This window comes from Lysinibacillus fusiformis, from assembly GCF_003049525.1.
GTDB lineage: Bacteria > Bacillota > Bacilli > Bacillales_A > Planococcaceae > Lysinibacillus > Lysinibacillus fusiformis.
Map to the genome: position 1 here is coordinate 148,591 of NZ_PYWL01000004.1, position 22,289 is coordinate 170,879.

The window sequence follows — 22,289 nt, forward strand, 5'->3', positions numbered from 1 at the left end:
TTTCTATTCATTCATTTATGGCTAAACCTCGGTCATTCTCTAATAAATCAAGGGTTTCTTTTGGTTGTGCATTTACGGTTTGTTCTTTAGCTTCAGCTTCTTCGCTTGGCGGCGCTTCTTCCGATGAACAGGCTGCTAAAGCCAATAGTAATAATAATACCAAACTACATGACAGTAACTTCTGCATGAGGCAAACCTCCATCCATAAATCGTTGATATGAATATTTTGCACATTTTCATACAGAATATGTTTAGTTTACTGTTATTTTTTAAAGAACGGTATTGCTAATAATTTTATTAAATCCGTTGTTAGTTGCGGCATTCATAAGCTGTTGAATAGACTGCATTTTATTATCTGAGAATATATACCAGCTATCATTATGAACATCATGGAGAAGAAGCGTAGGATAACCTTTTAATAGTTCATCAGGGAATGCTTGGTTTAAGGAATACGTATCCAACTGCTGAACACTTTTATTGTCAGCGTTTAAGAAATCATATTGTCCAAGCTTATAATAGGAACCAGGTATGTCCAGATTTAATTGCCAAGAATAGTCTTTAGGCGCTTCTACTTTATCTCCTTTTTGCTGAAAAATTTTGTACATAGCGTTGTGATAGCTATGTCCCTTAACTTCTTGAATAACTCCACCCATCGTCATGTGATATTCATAGTGAAGAGCCTTTATTTTTTGATTGTTAATGAATAGTGGCTTTGTCGCAATATTAACAGTACTTTGTTTGTAATCGACTTGACTGCCGAATGTTTCAGCAATAAAACGGATTGGAACGAAGGTACGATTATTTTTAAGATATGGTGTTGTATCCAATTGTTCCGCTTGACCGTTTTTAATAACGGTCTGACTGTTTAAAGTTAAAATAACGGTTGATTGGTTCGTTGAAAGGATAATTTGTGAATCCTTCCATTGTACTTGCGCACCTAAATTTTCACTAATTACACGCAAAGGTACCATTGTTCGATTGTTTTTGACCTCAGGTGCTGTATCAGTTTTCACGACAACCTCGTCAATCTTTAGTTGTAGTGTTGCTGCGTCAGCAGGGGAAGCTGTCCATAATACAGCTGTTAATAATAGGCCTGTGAAGATTTTTTTCATGGTAGTTGCCCTCCTTTATTTTCACGACCTTATTTTACCATAAAATTCTAATGTGATTATAATAGTTTACTATTTATTAATTTTTTACAGTGTATAAACCGATTTTGAAATCGAATACTAAGAGTGAAAGGAGGTTTTTTTGTGAAATATTTAACATGGGGCATAGTTGGTGCAGCATTGTTTGCTGCGATGAAAGGCTACGGGAAATCAAACCAAGGACAGAAGGATAGCTACCAACAAACGACAACACCTGTTCAATTAGTAGCTAATGCAAATCCTTTAACAGCGAATACACCGAAACAGTAAAAGACATCACAGCTTATAGATTATTTTGATCTATAAGCTTGTTATATTTTACATAAAAATCCTATGGTTTCTTTATGAAAGATGGGTAGAAGATTGGCTTTATTCATGATCAATTTGAAGAGCTTCTGACTAAGACTCGTTAAGAATCCGATGAATCGTTAAGATTGCCTGCACATGCATGCCCTCATGGAAAATAGTTCGCAGTAGTACTTGTTCTATAGTTTGCATGCCCATCTCAATGGGAGGGAATACTTCCATTAATCGATGACCATATTGTTCCTTTAGCTGTTCGGGCTGCTGGGCCAATAACATTTTTAATGCTTCAAAAGATGGGGTTTTTTCATCAAAATGATCAGGTGAGGTACCGAATCCAAACCAGTTGGTGAAATGGTCTAGTTCCTTATGTTTGTCTTTTGTTAGAGCCTCTATCCATAAATATTGATCGAGATATAAATGGCCCATATTCCAGCGGATATTATTATGGAAGTCAGTCGGAATGATATTGGCCGTTTCGTCTGTTAGTTGATCTAGTATTTGTAGTAACTCGCTTCGATAATGCTGTAGTTGTTGAAATAAATTTTCTTGTCGCTGATTCATTGTAAAACCTCCTTTTAGTATGTATTAGCTATTGCCACCAATTTTCCTCCAAAAAAAAGAAGAACTCCGATTTGGGTTCTTCTCGTCATTTATTTGCTTTGTGTTTGTAGGGCTAATCTGACACCTAGACCGATATAGACAAAGCCAACCGTTTTCTCAAGCCAACGGGAGCTTCCACTTGTTTTCGTAAACATTTTTTCTCCGATAAAGCTTGTTACAACAGCTAGTAAAATAGTATACAACGCACTCATGACAACAAATGTAATGCCAAGTGTCAGCAGTTGAACTGTAACAGATGTCTCATTATGCTGGATAAATTGAGGTAAAAAGGCAAGGAAAAATAATGCCGTCTTTGGATTTAATATTTCGGCTAAAAAGCCTTGGCGGAATGAAGTACTTGCTGGGCTTTGTTCCACAGTAGGCTGTTCAATTTTCTTCGGCTTTGTTACGAGCATTTGTATTCCTAAATATACAAGATAAGCTACACCTATATATTTCACTACTTCAAAGGCTGTGGCAGATTTCATTAAAATAGCAGATAGACCTAAAACAGCTGCCAGAGTATGGACTAAGTCGCCGAGACCGATACCTAAAGCTGTATAAATGCCATTCTTTTTACCACTTTTTAACGTTTGTGTAATGGTGATAATGACTGCAGGTCCTGGAATTAAAAATAATAAAAGAACTATTGCGATAAAAGATAACATGCTTACCATCCTATTCTAATAAACTAATCATTCTAGGGTGAATGCATGACATATTATATTCTAGCTACTATAGAGCTGTCGATAAAGAAATATTGAAAAAGGAATGAAAAAATATTCAGAAAATAATAAGCGGATAGTATATGCGACTTGAATGGATGATTCGCTTTATAGTTCAGGGTATTTTTTAGTACCAACTAATAGTATTTAATGATAGAATGAGATCATTAAAAAAATGGAGGTATCCGCATGTTAACTAGTCAACAAATACAAGAAATTTTACCACATCGTTATCCATTCCTTTTGGTGGATCGTATTGAAGAATTGGAGGAAGGAAAACGTGCAGTAGGTCTTAAAAATGTGACGATCAATGAGGAGTTTTTTAACGGTCATTTTCCCCAATATCCTGTGATGCCAGGTGTTCTGATAGTGGAAGCATTAGCGCAAGTTAGCGCGGTCATCATGCTAACGAAGGAAGGCAATGAGGGAAGACTGGGATTGCTAGCAGGCATAGATCAATGTCGTTTTAAAAAACAAGTGAAGCCTGGAGATCAATTACGTCTTGAAGTAGAAATTACACGTGTAAAAGGCTCAATCGGTAAAGGGAAGGGAATCGCGACGGTTGATGGAGAAATGGTTTGTGAAATGGAGCTTGTGTTCGCATTTGGCAATTAAGAAATTTGCTCAATAGATAAAGACTTGCTTCAAGGCGTACTACACCCCTAATTTTCTTTCATATAATAGTAATCATTATGACCGAATGAGGGGGATTGAGGGTCGCTATAGTAGAATGTAATGAAAAGCGGTTACGGCCAGAGGAAGCATTAGATAATGATTTTTGTGATCGATTTGTACAAAAAATGCATAAACAAATTCTCCATAAGAAGCTTCACCAAGATATTTATCAGTCCTATTTTGTTATTTTTCAGCAACAATATACAACACAGGAGCTATGCTTTATCATACGTATGTTAAGGCAGCAGGCGGAGGAAATTATGCGTTTAAAGCCCATTTTCATCACTTTAATTGGGGTCATTTTGTCCGTGTTTACGTTGATTGCTGCTGCCGTGAATAGCCAATTGATGATGGGACATTCGCTTGTCCAAATTGTGGCCTTGGCGATATTGAGTTTGAATGTCACGATTCTCTTTATTTCCTATAAAATTGAAAAAGAACATAAACGAGTGCAGGCTGTGATAGCGTTAGTAGATTATTACGTGACCATTTATCAAACAGGAGATGATCATTATGCAGAACATCATTGAATTATTACGTTATTGGTTGCTGAAAATCCCCGAAATGTTTCACATTATGACTGAAACAGAAATGACAGAACGCACTGCTCCGAATAGATGGTCTAAAAAAGAATACTTAGGTCATTTATGCGATTCTGCTCTCATCAACCTTGAACGATTTATAAAGATTCAATACGACGTTTCACCATATGTAGTGTCTACATACGACCAAGTTCAATGGGTCGAGCTACAGGGTTATCAAAAATTACCTATAGAAGAAATCTTATTATTATGGACGAGCTTAAATAAAAAAATATTGGTGGTATTGGAAAACCTCTCAGAACAGGCATTATCTCGACCTTGTGATATGGGTCAACAGCAAAAGGTGACACTCAAATGGCTCGTTCAGGATTATCTCGATCACCTAGAGCATCATGTGAAAAAGCATTTATAATATTTATCGAAATGTAAGCATTTTTTTGCGAAATCCTCAAATAATAAAGTATGAAAAAATTTTGGGGACGTGAAGATTTGAAAAAATTATTACTGTTTTTACTGCCACTTTGTCTGATTACGGTGTCATTTTTCTATGTCAAAGCAAGTTCTTATGACAATAAAGGCAGAAAGTATTATGAAGAAGCTGGACAAATACTTTGGGAAATCCAAACAGAGGAGAAAATCATCGCACTCACATTTGATGATGGCCCACATCGCACATACACAGCGGATGTTCTAGATGTTTTGGATAAATATCAAGCAAAAGCCACATTCTTCATTGTTGGACAAAATGCAGAAAAAAATCCTGAGCTTATTTCGAGAATGTACGATGAAGGGCATGAATTGGCCAACCATACGTATACCCATCCTTTAAAAACAAATGTAACGAATTTGATGAAGGAAATTGATCAAACGAATGAGACTCTTTATAGTATTACCGGTTTTAAACCCACATTATTCCGTCCGGTGGAAGGGCAGTTCTCAGATGCGATGATAGATGCAATCGCAAAAGAGGGCTATAAAGTGGTGATGTGGTCATGGCATTTGGATACACTTGACTGGAAGAGCCCAGGCGTTAATCGAATTGTGAATACCGTCATAAAAGGAGTAAAGGCAGGTAATATTGTGTTGTTTCACGATGGTGGAGGGAATCGGACACAGACAGTGAAAGCGCTAGAGCAAATTTTACCAGAGCTTGAAAAACAGGGCTATCGCTTTGTGACCGTTTCAGAATTGCTTGAAGTACAGATGGCTCACAAAAAAATGGAAAAAAAACAGTAGTGTTGAGAGCTTTCTTTCAACACTACTTTTTATTGCGATTTCTCTTTATGTAAAGGTTATTTCAGCATTTTTTTGATGTGCTTCAGCTCACCAATTAAATAATCAATTTGCTTCTGCATATTATCAATTTGAACGTTTGATTGGCTGTCACCATTATTATTTTGAGAAGAATCCTTATTCGCATTAACGAGTGCCTCTAGGGCAAGACCTGCTGCAATGGTCTGTAGGCCATCTCCTAGTGTTGAAATGGCTGTGCCAATATAAGATAACTTAGCTGCATATATTTCCAAGGAATCATTGTTTTGATCGGGCTTATTATTTCTCCCCATTATCCTTCCTCCTTATGTTTGTCATTACTTGCATCATATGCGTGAGGAAGATAAAAGGAGAACGATTTAAATGATTCACAAGAAATGGTAAAATTAGCTGAACGACTAAATATTGGAGGAGCGGCCATTGACACATATAGAGATAGTTGAAATGGATGGACAATTGTTGGAGGGGATAGGGAGTTATTGTTTAAGAAGCAAGAAAATAGGTGAAGGCTATAAAAGCAAAAATAAATGGCTAAATCAACAATTTGAAAAGGGCTTACGTTATATACAGTTATTAGAAGAACAAAAACAAGTGGGCTTTATAGAGTATACTGACGCAGAATATTCCTCTAGGGTTGTGCATGCGGAAGGCTATATAATGATTCATTGTTTATGGGTAAGCGCTGTTGGAAAGGGGTACGGTACACAATTATTGCAAAAGTGCATAGATGATGCTAAACAACGGGGTAAAAAAGGAGTAGCGGTTCTTACTAATGACCATACTTCGTGGACCCCAAGCAAGGCTTTATTTTTACAGCACCAATTCCAACTAGTCGCCACTGCACCTTTTGATTTCGAATTATTGGTTTACCCATTTAGTGGAGATGTAGAGTTACCGTATTTTCCTGAAAATTGGCATGAACGTTTAGCAGGCTATCACAACTTGACGATTCTTCGATCTTTTCAATGTCCATATGTAGAAGTCGCAACGGAGAACATTTTAGCCGCTGCCAGTAAGCTAGATATTTCAATAGACTTAGTCGAAATCCAAAGCCGTGAAGAGTTGATGGAAAAATCGCCGACACCCTATGGGATTTTCTCTGTCATCTATAAAGGACAGCTTATTTCCTTTCACCGATTAACGGTTCATTCTATTTATAAAAAGCTTCAAACCCTATTAGAAGAACCTGTGTAAAAAAAATTACCATGATTTGAAACTTTTTCAGTCACTGGCACGTTATATTTTTATAGTATTTCTATGATTCAATTGAATTTTTAGTTGACTGCTACTAGGAAATGAGTAAAATTAGAAGGCAGTACCATTATATACCTTAAGCTTCTATAGGGAATGATGGGTCCATAAGCATTTGGATGCGAGATGCTTGGAAGCAGGATCAGACAAGGTCTGTCATAAAATTTCGACAGTCTTTTTCTTTTCGTCTTCTGTATAACCTGTTAAGATGGTAGTAGTGTGACAACAAGTTAGTGTATATGAGAGTGGTGACAATCAAGATGGATGAACAGAAAAATGAAAGTACGGAACAGCAGCAAGAGTCAACACCTGCTGAAATTAAGCCAGCAGGACAATTTATACAATTAAAACCGTTTAAATTCATCATGCTAATGTTCTTTACAATTCTTATTACTGCCGGTTTAACGATTTTTGCGTTAACATTTGGTGATAAGAAAGTAGTAGAAGTGAAAGTTCCTGTAGAACGTGAGGAATTTACGAAATTATATGAAGCATTTGATTTACTGAAAAATAACTATTACAAAGATATTGAAGATGAAAAGGTTGTCGATGGTGCTATTAATGGCATGTTCGACGCATTAGGAGACCCGTACTCTGATTTTATGGTGAAGGAAGAAGCAGACCAATTTAACTCTGGTTTATCTTCAAGCTTCCAAGGAATTGGTGCAGAAATTCAAGAACGTAATGGTTATATTACAGTTGTGTCACCGATTAAAAATTCCCCTGCTGAGAAGGCAGGCTTATTACCAAAAGATATCATCTTAACAGTTGATGGGAAAAGCATTCAAGGTTTCAGTGCTACAGAAGCAGTAGCGTTAATTCGCGGCGAAAAGGGAACGCCTGTGAAATTATCAGTGAAACGTGGCGACAATACGGAGCCTATTCAAATGACAATTGTTCGTGATGAAATCCCAGTAGAAACTGTATATGGTGAAATGCTTGATGGCAATATTGCTCATATTCAAATTACATCGTTTAGTGAACAAACTGCCCAAGAGCTTGAAAAAATCCTCGTGGAGTACGAAGGCAAAGGCATGAAGGGGATTGTTTTAGATTTACGTCAAAATCCTGGTGGCTACTTAAAGGCTGCAGTCGATATTTCTAATCTGTTCGTTCCAGAAGGCAAGGCCATTGTACAGGTACAAGAAAAGGATACAGAACCAGAAGTCACAAATGCGATTGCTGGTAAAAAATATAACCTACCAATTACAGTTCTAGTTGATGGTGGTAGTGCTTCTGCCTCCGAGATTTTAGCTGGTGCTTTAAAAGAATCTGTTGGTGCAAAGGTTGTCGGTGAAACATCCTTCGGTAAAGGCACAGTTCAAAATGTGACTCCGTTAAAAGACGGCTCTAATCTGAAATTTACTACAGGTAAATGGTTAACGCCGAAAGGTAACTGGATTAATGAAAAAGGGATTACTCCTGATGTCAAGGTCGCTTACCCAACATATGCCTCATTACCATACTTGAATGCTTCTATAGAAATGAAGGCAGGTATGCAATCAGACTCTGTGAAGGCGGCAGAGGAGATGCTCCAAGTATTAGGGTACGAGCCTGGTGAAATAGATGGTCTTTTCGATGACAATACAGCGCATGCAGTAGAACAATTACAAGCTGCGAATAATCTTGAAGAGACAGGTGTTTTAACAGGAAACACAACGTATGCATTAATGGATGCTTTACGTGCAAAAATGAAAGCTGATGATCCTCAGTTGTTAAAAGCGAAAGAGCTTCTTTTAGGTACAGCTGATAAGACAGAGGAAACTACAAACTAACATTACAACTGTCGCAACAGTCGTCTTCACGGCATCTGCGACAGCTTTTTTTATAGGAGGAAGAAGAGAATGAAGGATGTATATCTATTTAGTGGCTTTTTAGGAAGTGGCAAAACATCGATGCTGACAGATGTGATTCGCCAACTAAAGGAGAAAAATTTAAAGCCCGCGGTTATTATGAATGAACTGGGCAAGCTACCATTTGACTCACAGGCCGTGGAAAAGGATATTCCGCTCAAAGAGATGCTAGAAGGCTGTATTTGCTGTTCTGGTGCTGAAAAAACAGAGGCACAAATTCAATCTCTTCTATTAGATAGTGATTTTGATGTATTAATTATTGAAACAACGGGTGCTGCCCATCCGGTCGAGGCTTTAGATGCGGTATATTCACCATTGTTTGCTGATAAGCTTAATGTCAAAGGCATTGTAACAGTGGCTGATTCAAAGCTATGGCTTCACCGTGATACGCTGACACCACAAGTACGTTCTCTATTTATGGAACAAATTCGCCATGCTCACTTATTATTAGCAAATAAAACGGATCTTTTAACAGAGGCAGAGCAAGCGCAAGTAGTCTATGAGCTACAAAGCTTAAATCCCCATGCCTTTATTTTGCAAACGACGAATGGACGAGTACCACTGTCATTATTAGAGAATTTAAAGGCAACGACACAAATGGATAAAGCTGATATTGTGAAAGCGCCGATAGCCTCTATGCAACTTGGCTCGCGCTTAGTAGAATTTACGGATATGGAGTTTACCCAGGAGCAATTTGAAGAATGGGTACGTGCATTACCTGAAACAATTTATCGAATGAAAGGGTATGTGCCGATAGAAGGCATTAAAAATCCAATGCTGTTCCAATATGCATATGGCATGGTTCAATGGCTACCGGAATATATAAAAATGCCAGCGAAACTAGTTATTATTGGTGAAAACGTAGGGGCCATTCCTGTTATTGGAATTCAATAAAGAAAATGTAAACCTGTGGATTATTGCACAATTTAGACAATGTGTGGATTACGCAGGTTTTTTTATTTTTATGTAAAGAGAATGTAACACTTCTGTAATATATTTGTAATATAAATAGTGAGAAGAGCCACTAGAACTAGTGATATCACAATTCTGGCGGCTTTCAATCAGAATCATTAGAGTAACTGAATCATTGAATAACGCATACATTTTGGATTCACTTTTATGGTGAATTTACGATAATATTTGCTAGATTTATAGGGGTGTCAACCCACTTTCAAACGTAAGTATTTCATAGATTGGTTAATCCTACTAAGAAATATAGCAAAAAAACCCCGATTTTTCGCGTATTTATTTCCGTATTGGCGTAGTTAGCAGATGCTGGTAAGAATTTAATGAAAATTATCCTTTACGATTAATGGCATAGAAGGAGGAATTGCAAACATGAAAAAAACACTAACTGCAATTTGTGCAACATTTCTTTTAGCAGCTCCAATTCAAATAGCTTCTGCTGCTACAAATACAACAGAGGGGAATTCAGTAAAGCAAACAACAAACTGTAAAGTTTATTATAAATGGTCTAACAATCATAAATGGAATATTCAATTCCCGCAGGCATCTACACCATCTAAAGAGACGCCTACAACAAATAATAACAATACGGCAACTACGCCAAACAATAATCAATCATCACAAAACGAAAAGCCAGCAACACCACCAACTAGCTCTACACCTTCAACAACAACTTCAGATGTGAATGCATTTGAACAAGAGGTAGTAAAATTAACAAACGCTGAACGTACAAAAGCTGGTTTATCTCCATTACAAACAGATGATAAATTAATGGCGGCAGCTCGTGAAAAATCACAAGATATGCAAAGTAATAACTATTTCTCACATACAAGTCCAACATTCGGTTCACCATTTGATCGTATGAAAGCTTTAGGAATCGCCTATAAAAGTGCAGGAGAAAACATTGCACAAGGTCAACGTTCTCCACAAGAAGTAGTACAAGCGTGGATGGACTCACCTGGTCACCGTGCTAACATTTTAAATGGTAAATTTACACATATTGGTGTAGGTTACGTGAAATCAGGTAATTACTGGACACAACAATTTATTACAAAATAAAATTCTTGTTTACGAAAATGTCTTATAAGTCTACTAGGCTTATAGGGCATTTTTTTATTGAATGAATGTAGAAGTGGGAAGTACAGGTAGAGCCAAAAATAAATATTAAAAAGATGCCTAGTTAAAATCCGTCTGGGCATCTTTTTATGGAGATGAATCCGTTATAAATTTGTTTGAAATAAGAGAAAAATGCTTATACTCTCCAGTAGAGGAGGCGTTTTATGGATAGAGTGGAATATATGATGAAAAGCCTGCAAAAAGCATTCTACCATTCCTCTGATTTGACAGTCAGACAGGTAGATTGGCATGAAGGCAATACAGCTATTTTATGCTTTTACGCTTCTCTTGTAGATGCTAAGGAAGTTCAAAAAGTTTTAGATACAATTTATGCACGTTTAGATACAGCAAAGCCTTTTTGGAGTGAAACATTAATTACGACATTAGAAAATTTTTCATTACCCCTTGCGATAGAGCGAGTTTGTCAGGGAGAAACCATCGTTATATTGCCTGATACAGGAAAAATGCTGGCGCTTACTATAGTGAATGAAGTTCGACGTAACCTCGAAGAACCGAGTAGCGAAAGTATTTTACGTGGCTCTCATGAAGGTCTAATTGAGCGTGTGGATACCAATTTAGCGTTAATACGTAGACGTATTAATAATCCTGCATTGGTCGTGAAATCATTTTCGATTGGCCAACAAACGAAATCAAAGGCGTATTATCTTTATATGGATGGGGTTATAAAGCCAGAGACATTACAAGAGATAGAGAAGCGGATTGCTGCTCTTCAAATTGATTATTTTTATAGCTCTGGTCAATTAAGTGATGCGCTAGAGGATTCTGTGTTATCTCCATTTCCGCAATTGTTAAATACCGAGCATCCAGATCGTGTAGTAGCCAATTTAGTGGAGGGTAAGGTTGTGGTCATGACGGATATTTCACCGACCGCATTTATTGCTCCTGTCACTTTTTTTTCATTCTATCAGACGCCAGATGATTATAATGGTCGAGTTGTAGTCGGTTCTTTTTATAAAATTGTTCGACTTCTGTCGTTTTTAACTGCCGTTTTTTTACCAGCCTTTTATATTGCCATTATAAGCTTTCATTTTGAAGTGCTACCATTGGAATTAAGTAATCAAGTGAAAAATGACGTAAATGATATTCCTTATCGACCGCTAATTGAAGCATTGATTCTAGAGATTATTATGGAATTGATTCGAGAGTCTAGCATTCGATTACCACAATCTGTAGGGCAGACAATTGGAATCGTAGGGGGATTAGTCATAGGGGATGCCATCGTCAGTGCGGGATTAGTTTCTAATTTAATGGTCATTGTTGTTGCATTAACGGCTATTTCCAGCTATGTTGTCCCGTCAGTCGAGATAAATAGTACTATTCGCATGATCCGTTTTCCGTTTATGGTACTAGCCTCTTTGTTTGGTTTTTTAGGGATTGTCGTAGGAGTTGTCATTTTACTCATTCATTTAATTAATTTAACGTCTTTAAAACAGCCTTATTTTTCACCTATCATTCCTTTTCAACCGAAGGCAGTGCTTAAAATTTTTCTACGCTGGCCGTTTATTAAACCGACCGTGCAAGTTACATCGTTTCAACCACCAAAAGATGAGCAAACGAAAAACGAGGATACACCATGAATGTTTCCCTGACAAAGGCGCAGTTCTTTTTACTATTATTTATTTTTCAAACGGGTGTTGTCTACATCGCCTTTCAAACTCCTTTAATTATTTCCAGTAGAAATAGCTCATGGTTCATTTTTATTATAGCAAGTGTCATACATTATGGCCTACTCCTATTTTTTGAACGGTATTACTCGTATTTCTATTTAAATGGTTTCTTTCGTTGGGTGTATCAAATCTATTGGCTACTAGTGACCGTTGTCTTTATTGCCTATATGAGCTATGTTTTGGCATCGTGGGTGCTACCACAAACGCCCGAGTGGATTGTTGTTGTCATTATAGTAGCCCTTTCGTTATATGCCAACCTAAGTAGACCAGAAACGGTCATCAATATTGGTGTATTACTCATTCCCCTTATTTTTCTATTTGTGATTTTTCTCATGCTAACCATACCCGATTTAACGTGGAGTAATCTTTTTCCGATTGAATGGAATCATACAAAACAAATAGTAGCTGGCCTGATTCATAGTATCTATGCTTATTTTGGTATTGAAATGTACCTTATTTATCGCCCATTTTTACAAAAAGATTTACAAGTAAAGGGAAGACCCTTATTGACCTATCAACTAGTCATATTCGTCTTTTACTTTATCTCGGTACTTTTTACGCAAATGTTTTTCTCTTTGGATGAAATTAATCTCATACCAGAACCCATTATGTATATTTTAAAATCACAGGAAGTCACATTTGTGAAGCGACTTGATATTTTTTTCGTCTATATTTGGCTTTCCTGGTCGATTGTTACTATTATGATTTATGGGCTATCTTTCAGAGTGCTTCATTTTATGAAACAAAAGAAGCATCCGAGAAGAAGTATTATTGTGTATCATCTTTTCCTAGCCATTCTACCGCTTTTTGTCTTACATTTTCGAAGCATTGAGTTTATCAAAAATTCTTTACACTACGTATTCATCTTCTTTACTATTTTATTGCCTATAGTCATAATTGGTTGGAATAAATGGAGGGGAAAAAGTGTTTCGTAAAGGAATTGTAATGGTCCTGTCGATGTTACTGCTAGCTGGCTGCTGGGATGAAAGACTTTATAAAAACTCTTCCGTTGTGACGCTTGTTGGGATAGAAGGTTATGTTGGAACGTATAAAGGGTATTATGCCTATCCAACTTCAATGACTCAAGTAACGGAAATTATCGAGGCTGAAGGGTTATCACCTCGTGAAGTGCGGACAAATGCCAATTTAAAAGTGGAGCAAACACTTGATTTATCGGAGCTATCAACAATTCTGATTTCCGATCGTACGGCGAGGGAGTCCATCTTTGAACTATTGGATATATATTTTCGGGACCCTCAAAATCCTATATCTATCAAAATCGCGCTTACTGATGGTGATGTTAAACCGTTTGTAGATTTGACAAAAGATCTTGCCGGTAGCGCGGGGAGCTATTATCAGCGATTTATCGAAAGTTCAGAGGATAATACCTATTTTCCAAAGATCGATTTGCAAGTAGTGGGTTCTATGCTTTTGGATCAGACCATTGATATTGCTCTGCCTTATTTTCAACTTAGTGAAGATAAAAAGCATGCGGTGGCAGGGGGCTTAGCTATATTTTCGGGACGAAGCTTTACCGGCACTGTCTTAACACCATCCCAATCCTTAACGATGCTGCTATTAATGAATAAAAAAAGTAAAGCAGCACGAATGAGCTATCTGTGGCAAAATGATGGGAAGGTCAATCCAATTACAGTTGATGTGTTAAAGGTGAAGCGTAAATGGACTGTCAATGAGGAATTACGAACAATAGATATGAGTTATACCATTGATGTGGAGGTTGAAGAATTTCCGCACGATCATTTATATAAGGATGAAATTTTTCAAGACGTACAACAAATGATAGAGGAAAACATGCAAGCTGAGTTTGAGGAAGTCTTGCGGATTCTTCAAAATCAAAAGTCTGATACATTAGGGATTGGTCGTCATATTCGGGCGTATCATCCAAACATGTTTAAGGAAGATTGGCATACCGAATTCTCCTCTTTATTACTCAAACCGAAAGTGGAAGTAAAAATCATTCGAACAGGAGTTTTACGTTAAAAAAATCGCCTTTCCTAGAACAATGGAAAAGGCGATTTTTATTATGCAACAGTCATTCTTTTTTGAACAAGTAGCAAGCGAATCAATAGCGTAGCAGCGCCAGTAGTCAATCCTGCGACGAGTCCGATCCAATAGCCAAAAGGCCCTAAATCTGTATGGGTCGCAAGCAAATAACCAACTGGTAAACCAATTACCCAGTAAGAAATAATAGCCATAATAAATGTTATCATCACATCTTTATAGCCTCTTAAAGCTCCTTGCACAGGGGCTTGGATAGAATCAGATAGCTGAAAAATAGCGGCAAATACTAAAAATTGCACAGCATATTCAATTACGTTGCTATCTGTCGTATACATATGCGCAACAGGTTCACGCAAAATAAAGAGTATACAAGCAGAAATAAAGCTAAAGACAATGGCAGTACCAACACAAAGATAACTATACGTACGTGCATCCCTCATGCGACCGGCACCAATCTCAAAGCCTACTAATATCGTGACACCCATTGAAATACTTAGAGGTACCATATAAAGGAGGGAAGTGAAATTAATCGCAATCTGATGGGCTGCGATGATGGTTGTGCTAAAATTACTCATCATCATGGTGACGGCCGAAAAGATACTTGTTTCTGCGAAGAGTGAAATGCCTATCGGTACACCAATTAGCAAAATTTCCTTCCATTGTAGCCATGAAGGCTTGCGCCAATTGTGAAACATCCGGAAGCGTTCGAAAGGCACTCGTTTTGCGATAATCCAAGCTGTAATGAAGAAAATCAGCCAGTAAGTAATGGCTGTGGCTACGCCTGCTCCGATCCCACCAAGCTCAGGTGATCCGAATTTTCCGAAAATAAAGATGTAATTTAATACGATATTTATCGGTGTTGTCATTAAGGTAATGATCATTGTGACACGTGTTTGTCCTAGTGCATCAATGAAACAACGCATAACAAAAAATAAAAATAGTGGCAAAAGACCAGCGCACATCGCATAGATGTAGCCCTTTGCTATATTATGTACAGATGTTTCTAAGCTCATCTTGCTAAGTATCCAATCGATGCCAAAGAAAAGTCCAATGAAAATAATGACGGACAGTGTAATGGCTACATAAATGCCTTGCTGAACAGCCTTTTTAGCATCCATTTCCTTTTTTGCCCCTACAAGCTGGGAGACAATCGGTGTAATGGCTAGGAGAATGCCCGATAGTCCAGTATAAATAGGCATCCAGATGGAGGAACCAATCGATACGCCTGCTAAATCCGCCGTCCCATAGCGACTTGACATTAACACATCAAAAAAAGAAACGAGGTAGATAGCTACTTGGGTTACTAAAATAGGGATGATCATTTTTAAAAGTAGTGCGTATTTTTCTTTCAAAGTGGATGTTTGATACATGTATGATACTTCCTTCATTAACATAATGAACAAGTATAGCATATGTAAAGAGAGAAAAGCTGAAAATTTATTGCTTCATCTATATCTTTTCGTCGGCATATAGTAAAATAGAACACTGTACACAAAAAGTAGTCTACCTACAATGTTTTTTAAGGAATAGGAGAATTCATGTGAAACAACAAACAATCATTTTAACCGGTGGTGGGACAGCTGGCCATGTATCGTTAAACCAAGCGATACTCCCGTCTTTACTTGAACTAGGTTATGATGTCCACTATATTGGCTCAGAACAAGGTATTGAAAAAGAATTAATTGGTGAGACGTTCCCTAATGTGCCGTTTTATGGCATTGCAAGTGGTAAATTGCGTCGTTACTTTTCGATGAAAAATTTTACAGATCCATTTAAGGTGCTTGCTGGAATGATGCAGGCTTTTCGTATTATCAAAAAAGTAAAGCCGCAAGTCGTATTTTCAAAAGGGGGCTTTGTTTCTGTCCCTGTTGTCATGGCAGCCAAGCTGGCGGGTGTTCCAGTCGTAATCCATGAATCAGATGTGACACCTGGGCTTGCCAATAAAATAGCTTTACCTTTTGCCTCTCATGTGTTTACCATTTTTGAAGAAACACTGAAGCATTTACCAAGTGACAAAGCAACTTGTACAGGTTCCATCATTCGTCCTGAGTTGTTGAAAGGGGAAAGAGCAAAAGGATTAGCATACTGTGGCTTTACAACATTAAAGCCTGTTTTACTTGTCATGGGTGGTAGCTTAGGCTCAGTTGTTCTGAATGATGCCCTTCGAAAAAATTTACCAGAGCTGTTAAAACAGTTTTACGTGATTCATTTATGTGGAAAAGGAAACTATGATGAGTCGTTAGAATCATTGTCCGGCTACAAACAATTTGAATATGTGACGACGGAGCTGCCTGATTTAATGCATGCAGCAGACTTCATTGTGTCTCGAGCGGGATCAAACTCTATTTTTGAGTTTTTAGCACTTCATAAACCAATGCTTTTGGTGCCTTTATCTGCCCAAAAAAGCCGTGGTGATCAAATATTAAATGCCAATTTATTTAAAAAGCAGGGCTATGCAGAAGTGTTACAGGAAGAAGCTTTAACAAAGGAATCCTTTATGAAGTCTGTTTATACACTAACAGGGCGTAAAGAGGAAATGGTTGAAACGATGTCCAAAACTCAAAAACCAAAAACGCCTGACGAGATGGCGTCATTAATTTTGAACTATCAAAAATAAAAGTCATTAAAAAAGCTATGAGGGATGTCGATGATGACAACACCTCATAGCTTCTCTTATTTTAATAGGCTTACATTGCTTGTTCTTCGCCTTCTTGCATTTCATAAGCAGTTGTTAAGTAGAATAAATCTTTTGGAATTTTAAATAGATCAAATTGTGCCATACCACTATTTACTTGAGCTAACAAAGTTGGATGACTTTCATTAGCGCTCACTATATAGGGTAATTTTAACGCAGCACGCTGTGATTTTATATTTTCAACACGAATACGGAGGAATACCGTATGGAAATTATAATCAAAAAATAACTCATTCAAAAAAAGCATTTTTGCCTTTTGATTGTAGCCTTTTCCTTGGTAAGGGAGTCCAATCCACGTTCCTAAAAAACCTGCACCGTCCTCAACATCGTGTATACTAATGGTGCCGATTGGTTGACCCCAGTCATCAGTGATGGTCCTCGAGATAGCGAGTCCTCTCGCTTCCTCTTCGATCAGTTGCTTTGTCATAAACCAGTATTCATCAGCGGATGTGGCTTTCTGACGGACAAAAGGGAATACAGAAGGGTGTGATAATAGTTCATAAAGCTCTGTACATTCATGCAGGTCTCGATGTTTAAGCATACGAAACGCCTCCTTTACTAGGGTAGTTAAAACAATTCCGTTGAAGCATAAAGAAGAAAACTAAAATTCGTACTGGAATTAAAACCCAAAGAACTAGACGTTATAACTATGATATTCCATAATCTCCCGCTGTCTTACTGATTTCGACCATACCGAAAAAAGACTAGTTTTTTAAATATAATATAACATGCTAGCTGTTTCATGCAATCATTTTGCTCGTGAAAAACAAAATTTTTAGTTTAATAGTCAGTAAATTCTGATAAATGAATAGAAATATTCAATTTATTTTACATATTTAAAATTAAGTAAATCATATCACTTTTATCTATTATTAATCAATTGTATGAAACTTTAGTAGTATATTTTTATGTTTAAATAGCTAAATTATCAAAAATATCCTTAAAAGGATATAATTTATCTAATTCTAGAAAGGAAATTTTTTATTTTTATGTTATAATAATAGAATTAGTTTTTACGTATAATTAAGCATATACATAGTTTTTTATTATGATGGCAATGGCCTTTTCTGGAGGTGACAGTATGGAGTATCTTTTAAGCGAAGATTTTTTTAATGAATTATTTATTGGCAATGATTTTGTTTTTCTTATGAAAAAAGTAGAGGAAGATTTTCAATATATTCGCTTAAACTATGCAGCTCGAGAACTGTTATCGATCGATGTAATTGGAAAAATGCTTTCCGCAGTTACCTCAAATCGAAATTTTTCGATCATTCAGAAAAACTATCATCATGCAATTGCAGAACATATACAGGTTGACTATGTAGATTATGCATATGTGCAGTCGGAGGTTCGTAAATATGAAACAACTGTACGCCCATTGCACTATAACCAAGAAGACTATGTTTTAGCAATTACCAAGGAAATTCACTATGATCGTAGTATTGAAGATAAATTTTTGTTTATGCGGTCCATGTTCGACCATGCCTTTTTTTCGACCGTTGTATTATCAGCTGAAGGTATGATTTATGAAGTGAATTCAAGCTTTATGAAAGATTTTCAATTAGATAATGAAGCCGTCAAACAAAAAATGTTTATTGATTTACCGATTGTTCCAAAAGAAGAAGTGCAGCAAATTAAATTGTATTTACAACAAGCGGCTAGTGGAGAAAACGTGAATGAAAAGTTTGTGAAATTGCTTACGTTGGACCAGCAAGAACGCATGTATTTACTGTCACTATCGCCTGTCATGCAGGAGGACAATTCCTTTGCAATCTTTCTTATTATGCAGGATTTCACACAGTTCACCTTGCAAAAGGCCGAACTACGGTCGAAATCTCATGGCTTTGAAGTGTTTAAATCGGCATTAAATTCAGCTACGGCCATAGCTATTTTAGATAGTGCAGGCCATATTTCAGAAGTGAGTGAGATGTTTTTACAAGCTTCAGGTTACACGGAAGAGGAATTAATTGGGCAGTCTTATGCACTACTTAAGCCTCGGTACCAAACACAAAATTTTTTACAATTAATCAATGACAAACTTGCTAGTGGAGAGATCTGGCGGGGAGAGCTGTGCTATCGCACAAAATATCATGCTGATTATTGGGTGGAGGCAACCATTGTTCCATTAAAAAATGAATTTGGTCAGATTGAACAAATTTTAACCATTAACTATGATATTACAGACAAGAAAAGAATGTTCACAGAATTAAAAAATATTGAACGTACTTTCCGTCTCATTACGGAAAATACGAATGATTTAATTGTTATTACGAATGAGGATGGAATCATTATTTATACGTCACCATCCTATGAAATATATTTAGGCTATGAAAATGGGGAGCTACAAGGTCAGTTTTACAGTGCCATTATTGATACAGAAAGCCAGCATGAATGGCAAACATTTTTAAATAACTTTACTGGTCAAACAGATACTCAGTTCGAACTTTTGCTGAAGGCAAAGGACGGCACACCTATTTGGACAGAAGGGAATGTCACGGTGGTCCATGATCCTGATCGAGAAAAAGTTTCTCAAATTATGATGGTGTCCCGTGAAATTACCCATCGTAAAGAAAGGGAAAATGATTTGCTTTATCTTGCCTATCATGATTCTTTAACACAACTGCCCAATCGCCGTTATTTACAAAATGAGTTTCCGACAATATTGGCAGAGGCCGACGAAAACAATGCAAGTGTAGCGATGCTTTATTTGGATGGTGATGATTTTAAAGCTGTCAATGATCGCTTTGGCCATGATACAGGAGATGCGTTTATTCAGAGCTTTGGTCACGCTTTGAGCAAAACCGTTCGAAGTCATGATATCGTTATTCGAATAGGAGGCGACGAGTTTCTCGTCATCCTAACAGGTTTAACAAGGGAAATTGATAAAAGGCATAGTCAAATTATGCATATTATTCGTCGCATTCGTGATGAATTAGCAGCGGGCTGGATGATTGAGGATCATCAGTTCACACCAACTGCTTCAATAGGAATTTCCTACTATCCAGATCATGCCCAAACATTGGATGAATTAATGGATTTGGCTGATCAAGCTTTATATAAATCAAAAGAAGCTGGGAAAAATAATCTCTTTATTTCGGAAGCTCATTAAAAAAGTCTGTCCACAAGTTATTCCTTGTGAGACAGACTTTTTATTTGATGTTATGCTATAACAGTATAGGGATAAAAATCCTGCATCGTTATTTCGGAATAGAGGGTGATTATGTGCCTAAGAAAATATTAGTAGTGGAAGATGAAAAGCATATTGCACGTTTTGTTGAGCTAGAGCTACAGCATGAAGGCTATGACGTGACGGTTGCCTTTGAAGGGCGTGAGGGGCTATCTTTAGCAACAATTGAAGCATTTGATGTGCTATTACTTGACGTGATGCTACCGGGCATCAATGGTATTGAAATTTGTCGGCGAGTTAGGACACAATCTCAAGTACCTATTATTTTAATAACGGCAAGAGACGCTGTTATGGATCGTGTAGCTGGCCTTGATGCTGGAGCAGATGACTACATCGTCAAGCCATTTGCGATCGAAGAACTATTAGCAAGAATTCGAACGATTTTACGTCGTGCAACAACACAAGAGCCAGCAAATAGTGAATTTTTGAGTTTACGTGATATTGAGATAGATATCGCAGCCTATGAAGTTTTCGTGCAAGGGAATAAACTTGACCTTACAAAGACAGAATATGATTTACTGAAACTATTAATCGAACACAAAAATAGAGTTTGTACACGCGAGCATATTCTAACATCTGTATGGGGCTACGATACAGATATAGAGACCAATGTGGTAGATGTGTATATACGTCATTTACGGACGAAGCTCCCAGGTGATACGAATGCCTATATTGAAACGGTTCGAGGTGTTGGGTATGTGATGCGGGAATGAACAAGTTACTGATGTATCTCCGTCGTCAATCTTTACAGAAAAAATGGATGCTCACATCGAGTAGTGTGATTTTTTTAAGCTATACGATTATTTGCGTGGTTGTTTATATTTCTCTCCATACATGGCTTTTAAATGATGAGGAAAGCAAGGTTGAACGGACTAGCAGAGATATTATTTCATTTTTACAATCACAGGGACCGGATATTACGATTCAACAAATTCAACAAAATACTGGTTTGCTCAAATCGATTGTCGATCGAGATGAAACTGTTAGAATGTTTAATGCGGACGGCGTGGATATTTTGCGTATCAATAATACTTCAGCTGCTGCACCTCTTAACTCCATGCAGGAGATTTTTGAGACGACCATTGATAAGCAGGATGTACTGGTCATGAATGAACCAATACGACTAGGCTTTTTTCAAGGGTATGTCCAAGTTGTCCATCCGCTCAACGGTTTTCAATCGCTTATGCATTATTTATTAACAGCTATGCTCATCGCAGGTCTTGGGGCATTGGTGTTATCAGGCTCTATTGGGTATTATCTAGCCAATTATTTAATGAAGCCATTGCGTGAATTACGTGCTTCCATGAAAATGGTGATGGATCAAGGCTTTAATGAGCCTATACAGCTAACCTACACATCACACGATGAGATTGGTGATTTGTTGAAAATGTACAATGCCATGATGAATGAGCTGCAAATTTCTTTTACACAGCAGCAACAATTTGTCGCTGATGCTTCTCATGAGCTTCGTACGCCAATCCAAGCTATCGAAGGTCATCTTTCTCTGCTAAAAAGATGGGGCAAAAATGATCCAGCTATTTTAGAGGAGTCAATCGATACTTCCTTAACAGAAATCGCTCGCATGCGTAAAATGATTGAGGAGTTATTAGAGCTTGCAAGACGTGAGGAAAAAGATGAGATGAGTGAGGCAAATGCACAATCTGTGATTGAGGCTGTTATCGATGAAATGAGGCTTGTACACCCAAAAGCGCGAATTTTGCTGTCGAAAAATGATGAAATGGGTCCTTTATTTATAACTGAAAATGCACTAAGTCAAATCATTCGTAATATAATAGAAAATGCAATTCGTTATTGTGAAAAAATTCCTAAGATACAAATTTCTATTTCAGTTGCTGGAAATTATGCATGTTTAGAAATTGCTGATAATGGTATAGGAATAGCAAAAGACAATATTCCTTTTATCTTTGATCGTTTTTATCGAGTGGATGAGGCAAGAAACCGTCAAATTGGTGGAACTGGCTTAGGATTAAGTATTTCGAAGATGTTGCTTGAAAAATATAATGCGACGGTAGAAGTCAAGAGTGAGGTTAATATTGGAACCGTTTTCTCATTAAAGATCCCGCTAAAATATTAAGAAAAATGCACGCTTTATTTCATTATTCTATCCTTTGCGAAAAAAATTGCTTAATTTGCTAAAAAGAGTTGTATTTTTTGTGAAGAGTAGTAAGATTGAGATGGAAAAAACGTTCTTTAAAATATGGAAAAGTAGTGTAAAACATTCT

General features: G+C 37.1%; 23 protein-coding genes. 16 read left to right on the forward strand and 7 right to left on the reverse strand.

What is annotated here, in order from left to right; all coding sequences use genetic code 11:
- Nucleotides 1-7 precede the first annotated feature (7 nt).
- Together C9J29_RS11990 and C9J29_RS11995 are read right to left on the reverse strand one after the other, a co-directional pair.
- Nucleotides 8-187, reverse strand: coding sequence for a hypothetical protein (locus C9J29_RS11990; RefSeq protein WP_107922221.1), 180 nt, complete (start codon nt 185-187; stop codon nt 8-10).
- 82 nt (nt 188-269) lie between these two features.
- Nucleotides 270-1,112, reverse strand: a complete 843-nt coding sequence (locus C9J29_RS11995) for a copper amine oxidase N-terminal domain-containing protein (protein ID WP_008174766.1) — start codon at nt 1,110-1,112, stop codon at nt 270-272.
- Between the two features lie 141 nt (nt 1,113-1,253).
- On the opposite strand from C9J29_RS11995, the gene C9J29_RS24340 reads away from it, so the two are divergent.
- Nucleotides 1,254-1,418 (forward strand): hypothetical protein, encoded by a 165-nt coding sequence (locus C9J29_RS24340; protein ID WP_164908711.1) that lies wholly within the window; start codon nt 1,254-1,256, stop codon nt 1,416-1,418.
- 129 nt (nt 1,419-1,547) lie between these two features.
- On the opposite strand, the gene C9J29_RS12000 is transcribed toward C9J29_RS24340, so the two are convergent.
- Entirely contained in the window at nt 1,548-2,015 is a 468-nt protein-coding gene (locus C9J29_RS12000; RefSeq protein ID WP_089984412.1) for a DinB family protein, read from the reverse strand.
- An 89-nt stretch (nt 2,016-2,104) separates the two neighbouring features.
- Nucleotides 2,105-2,722, reverse strand: coding sequence for a LysE family translocator (locus C9J29_RS12005; RefSeq protein WP_025115411.1), 618 nt, complete (start codon nt 2,720-2,722; stop codon nt 2,105-2,107).
- Between the two features lie 246 nt (nt 2,723-2,968).
- Between C9J29_RS12005 and fabZ the strand changes: the two genes are divergently transcribed.
- From fabZ to C9J29_RS12025, 4 genes are all read left to right on the forward strand, one after another.
- The gene (gene fabZ, locus C9J29_RS12010; RefSeq protein WP_008174760.1) at nt 2,969-3,394 is read left to right on the forward strand and encodes a 3-hydroxyacyl-ACP dehydratase FabZ; all 426 of its coding nucleotides are present in this window, start codon (nt 2,969-2,971) and stop codon (nt 3,392-3,394) included.
- Nucleotides 3,395-3,489: 95 nt separating this feature from the next.
- Nucleotides 3,490-3,984 (forward strand): hydroxymyristoyl-ACP dehydratase, encoded by a 495-nt coding sequence (locus C9J29_RS12015; RefSeq protein WP_107922222.1) that lies wholly within the window; start codon nt 3,490-3,492, stop codon nt 3,982-3,984.
- A complete protein-coding gene (locus tag C9J29_RS12020; RefSeq protein WP_107922223.1) occupies nt 3,968-4,408 on the forward strand; it encodes a DinB family protein in 441 nt (146 codons plus the stop codon). Before C9J29_RS12015 ends, C9J29_RS12020 begins: the two co-directional genes overlap by 17 nt.
- Nucleotides 4,409-4,485: 77 nt before the next feature.
- Nucleotides 4,486-5,232: a polysaccharide deacetylase family protein gene (locus tag C9J29_RS12025; protein ID WP_107922224.1), complete on the forward strand. Its 747-nt coding sequence runs from the start codon at nt 4,486-4,488 to the stop codon at nt 5,230-5,232.
- A 56-nt stretch (nt 5,233-5,288) separates the two neighbouring features.
- Here the strand turns inward: C9J29_RS12025 and C9J29_RS12030 are convergent, their stop codons facing one another.
- Nucleotides 5,289-5,561 carry a translation initiation factor 2 gene (locus tag C9J29_RS12030; RefSeq protein ID WP_089984403.1) on the reverse strand — a complete coding sequence of 91 codons (273 nt, stop codon included), beginning with the start codon at nt 5,559-5,561 and terminating at the stop codon, nt 5,289-5,291.
- A 127-nt stretch (nt 5,562-5,688) separates the two neighbouring features.
- On the opposite strand from C9J29_RS12030, the gene C9J29_RS12035 reads away from it, so the two are divergent.
- From C9J29_RS12035 to C9J29_RS12065, 7 genes are all read left to right on the forward strand, one after another.
- Nucleotides 5,689-6,462 carry a GNAT family N-acetyltransferase gene (locus C9J29_RS12035; protein ID WP_237068824.1) on the forward strand — a complete coding sequence of 258 codons (774 nt, stop codon included), beginning with the start codon at nt 5,689-5,691 and terminating at the stop codon, nt 6,460-6,462.
- Between the two features lie 317 nt (nt 6,463-6,779).
- Nucleotides 6,780-8,294: a lmo1851 family serine protease gene (locus C9J29_RS12040; protein WP_008181642.1), complete on the forward strand. Its 1,515-nt coding sequence runs from the start codon at nt 6,780-6,782 to the stop codon at nt 8,292-8,294.
- A gap of 69 nt (nt 8,295-8,363) precedes the next feature.
- Entirely contained in the window at nt 8,364-9,266 is a 903-nt protein-coding gene (locus tag C9J29_RS12045) for a CobW family GTP-binding protein (protein WP_107922225.1), read from the forward strand.
- A 444-nt stretch (nt 9,267-9,710) separates the two neighbouring features.
- Complete coding sequence (locus C9J29_RS12050; RefSeq protein ID WP_008181638.1) at nt 9,711-10,397, forward strand: CAP domain-containing protein; 687 nt, start codon at nt 9,711-9,713, stop codon at nt 10,395-10,397.
- 221 nt (nt 10,398-10,618) lie between these two features.
- Nucleotides 10,619-12,052, forward strand: coding sequence for a spore germination protein (locus tag C9J29_RS12055; protein WP_089984397.1), 1,434 nt, complete (start codon nt 10,619-10,621; stop codon nt 12,050-12,052).
- Nucleotides 12,049-13,077: a GerAB/ArcD/ProY family transporter gene (locus tag C9J29_RS12060; protein ID WP_090001562.1), complete on the forward strand. Its 1,029-nt coding sequence runs from the start codon at nt 12,049-12,051 to the stop codon at nt 13,075-13,077. The genes C9J29_RS12055 and C9J29_RS12060 overlap by 4 nt, the downstream gene beginning before the upstream one ends.
- Nucleotides 13,067-14,143, forward strand: a complete 1,077-nt coding sequence (locus C9J29_RS12065) for a Ger(x)C family spore germination protein (protein ID WP_089984392.1) — start codon at nt 13,067-13,069, stop codon at nt 14,141-14,143. The genes C9J29_RS12060 and C9J29_RS12065 overlap by 11 nt, the downstream gene beginning before the upstream one ends.
- Nucleotides 14,144-14,184: 41 nt before the next feature.
- Here C9J29_RS12065 and C9J29_RS12070 read toward each other — a convergent pair whose 3' ends face one another.
- The gene (locus tag C9J29_RS12070) at nt 14,185-15,534 is read right to left on the reverse strand and encodes an MATE family efflux transporter (protein WP_107922226.1); all 1,350 of its coding nucleotides are present in this window, start codon (nt 15,532-15,534) and stop codon (nt 14,185-14,187) included.
- Nucleotides 15,535-15,704: 170 nt separating this feature from the next.
- Here C9J29_RS12070 and C9J29_RS12075 point away from each other — a divergent pair, with 170 nt between their 5' ends.
- Nucleotides 15,705-16,781 (forward strand): undecaprenyldiphospho-muramoylpentapeptide beta-N-acetylglucosaminyltransferase, encoded by a 1,077-nt coding sequence (locus C9J29_RS12075; RefSeq protein WP_089984387.1) that lies wholly within the window; start codon nt 15,705-15,707, stop codon nt 16,779-16,781.
- A 70-nt stretch (nt 16,782-16,851) separates the two neighbouring features.
- Here C9J29_RS12075 and C9J29_RS12080 read toward each other — a convergent pair whose 3' ends face one another.
- The gene (locus C9J29_RS12080) at nt 16,852-17,400 is read right to left on the reverse strand and encodes a GNAT family N-acetyltransferase (protein ID WP_025115397.1); all 549 of its coding nucleotides are present in this window, start codon (nt 17,398-17,400) and stop codon (nt 16,852-16,854) included.
- Between the two features lie 540 nt (nt 17,401-17,940).
- Between C9J29_RS12080 and C9J29_RS12085 the strand changes: the two genes are divergently transcribed.
- The 3 genes from C9J29_RS12085 to C9J29_RS12095 all read left to right on the forward strand — a co-directional run bounded on the left by C9J29_RS12085 (nt 17,941) and on the right by C9J29_RS12095 (nt 22,141).
- Nucleotides 17,941-19,968 (forward strand): diguanylate cyclase domain-containing protein, encoded by a 2,028-nt coding sequence (locus tag C9J29_RS12085; protein ID WP_089984383.1) that lies wholly within the window; start codon nt 17,941-17,943, stop codon nt 19,966-19,968.
- 113 nt (nt 19,969-20,081) lie between these two features.
- Nucleotides 20,082-20,759 (forward strand): response regulator transcription factor, encoded by a 678-nt coding sequence (locus C9J29_RS12090; RefSeq protein ID WP_043990791.1) that lies wholly within the window; start codon nt 20,082-20,084, stop codon nt 20,757-20,759.
- The gene (locus C9J29_RS12095; protein ID WP_008181236.1) at nt 20,756-22,141 is read left to right on the forward strand and encodes a HAMP domain-containing sensor histidine kinase; all 1,386 of its coding nucleotides are present in this window, start codon (nt 20,756-20,758) and stop codon (nt 22,139-22,141) included. Before C9J29_RS12090 ends, C9J29_RS12095 begins: the two co-directional genes overlap by 4 nt.
- Nucleotides 22,142-22,289 lie beyond the last annotated feature (148 nt).

Excerpts from the sequence above, each read along its gene's own strand:
- C9J29_RS12080 (WP_025115397.1), bottom strand. The coding sequence starts at position 17,400 with ATGCTTAAACATCGAGACCTGCATGAATGTACAGAGCTTTATGAACTA.
- C9J29_RS12050 (WP_008181638.1), top strand. The coding sequence starts at position 9,711 with ATGAAAAAAACACTAACTGCAATTTGTGCAACATTTCTTTTAGCAGCT.
- fabZ (WP_008174760.1), top strand. The coding sequence starts at position 2,969 with ATGTTAACTAGTCAACAAATACAAGAAATTTTACCACATCGTTATCCA.
- C9J29_RS12045 (WP_107922225.1), top strand. The coding sequence starts at position 8,364 with ATGAAGGATGTATATCTATTTAGTGGCTTTTTAGGAAGTGGCAAAACA.
- C9J29_RS12085 (WP_089984383.1), top strand. The coding sequence starts at position 17,941 with ATGGAGTATCTTTTAAGCGAAGATTTTTTTAATGAATTATTTATTGGC.
- C9J29_RS12095 (WP_008181236.1), top strand. The coding sequence starts at position 20,756 with ATGAACAAGTTACTGATGTATCTCCGTCGTCAATCTTTACAGAAAAAA.
- C9J29_RS11995 (WP_008174766.1), bottom strand. The coding sequence starts at position 1,112 with ATGAAAAAAATCTTCACAGGCCTATTATTAACAGCTGTATTATGGACA.
- C9J29_RS12020 (WP_107922223.1), top strand. The coding sequence starts at position 3,968 with ATGCAGAACATCATTGAATTATTACGTTATTGGTTGCTGAAAATCCCC.
- C9J29_RS11990 (WP_107922221.1), bottom strand. The coding sequence starts at position 187 with ATGCAGAAGTTACTGTCATGTAGTTTGGTATTATTATTACTATTGGCT.
- C9J29_RS12055 (WP_089984397.1), top strand. The coding sequence starts at position 10,619 with ATGGATAGAGTGGAATATATGATGAAAAGCCTGCAAAAAGCATTCTAC.
- C9J29_RS12005 (WP_025115411.1), bottom strand. The coding sequence starts at position 2,722 with ATGTTATCTTTTATCGCAATAGTTCTTTTATTATTTTTAATTCCAGGA.
- C9J29_RS12070 (WP_107922226.1), bottom strand. The coding sequence starts at position 15,534 with ATGTATCAAACATCCACTTTGAAAGAAAAATACGCACTACTTTTAAAA.
- C9J29_RS12040 (WP_008181642.1), top strand. The coding sequence starts at position 6,780 with ATGGATGAACAGAAAAATGAAAGTACGGAACAGCAGCAAGAGTCAACA.
- C9J29_RS12030 (WP_089984403.1), bottom strand. The coding sequence starts at position 5,561 with ATGGGGAGAAATAATAAGCCCGATCAAAACAATGATTCCTTGGAAATA.
- C9J29_RS12000 (WP_089984412.1), bottom strand. The coding sequence starts at position 2,015 with ATGAATCAGCGACAAGAAAATTTATTTCAACAACTACAGCATTATCGA.
- C9J29_RS12060 (WP_090001562.1), top strand. The coding sequence starts at position 12,049 with ATGAATGTTTCCCTGACAAAGGCGCAGTTCTTTTTACTATTATTTATT.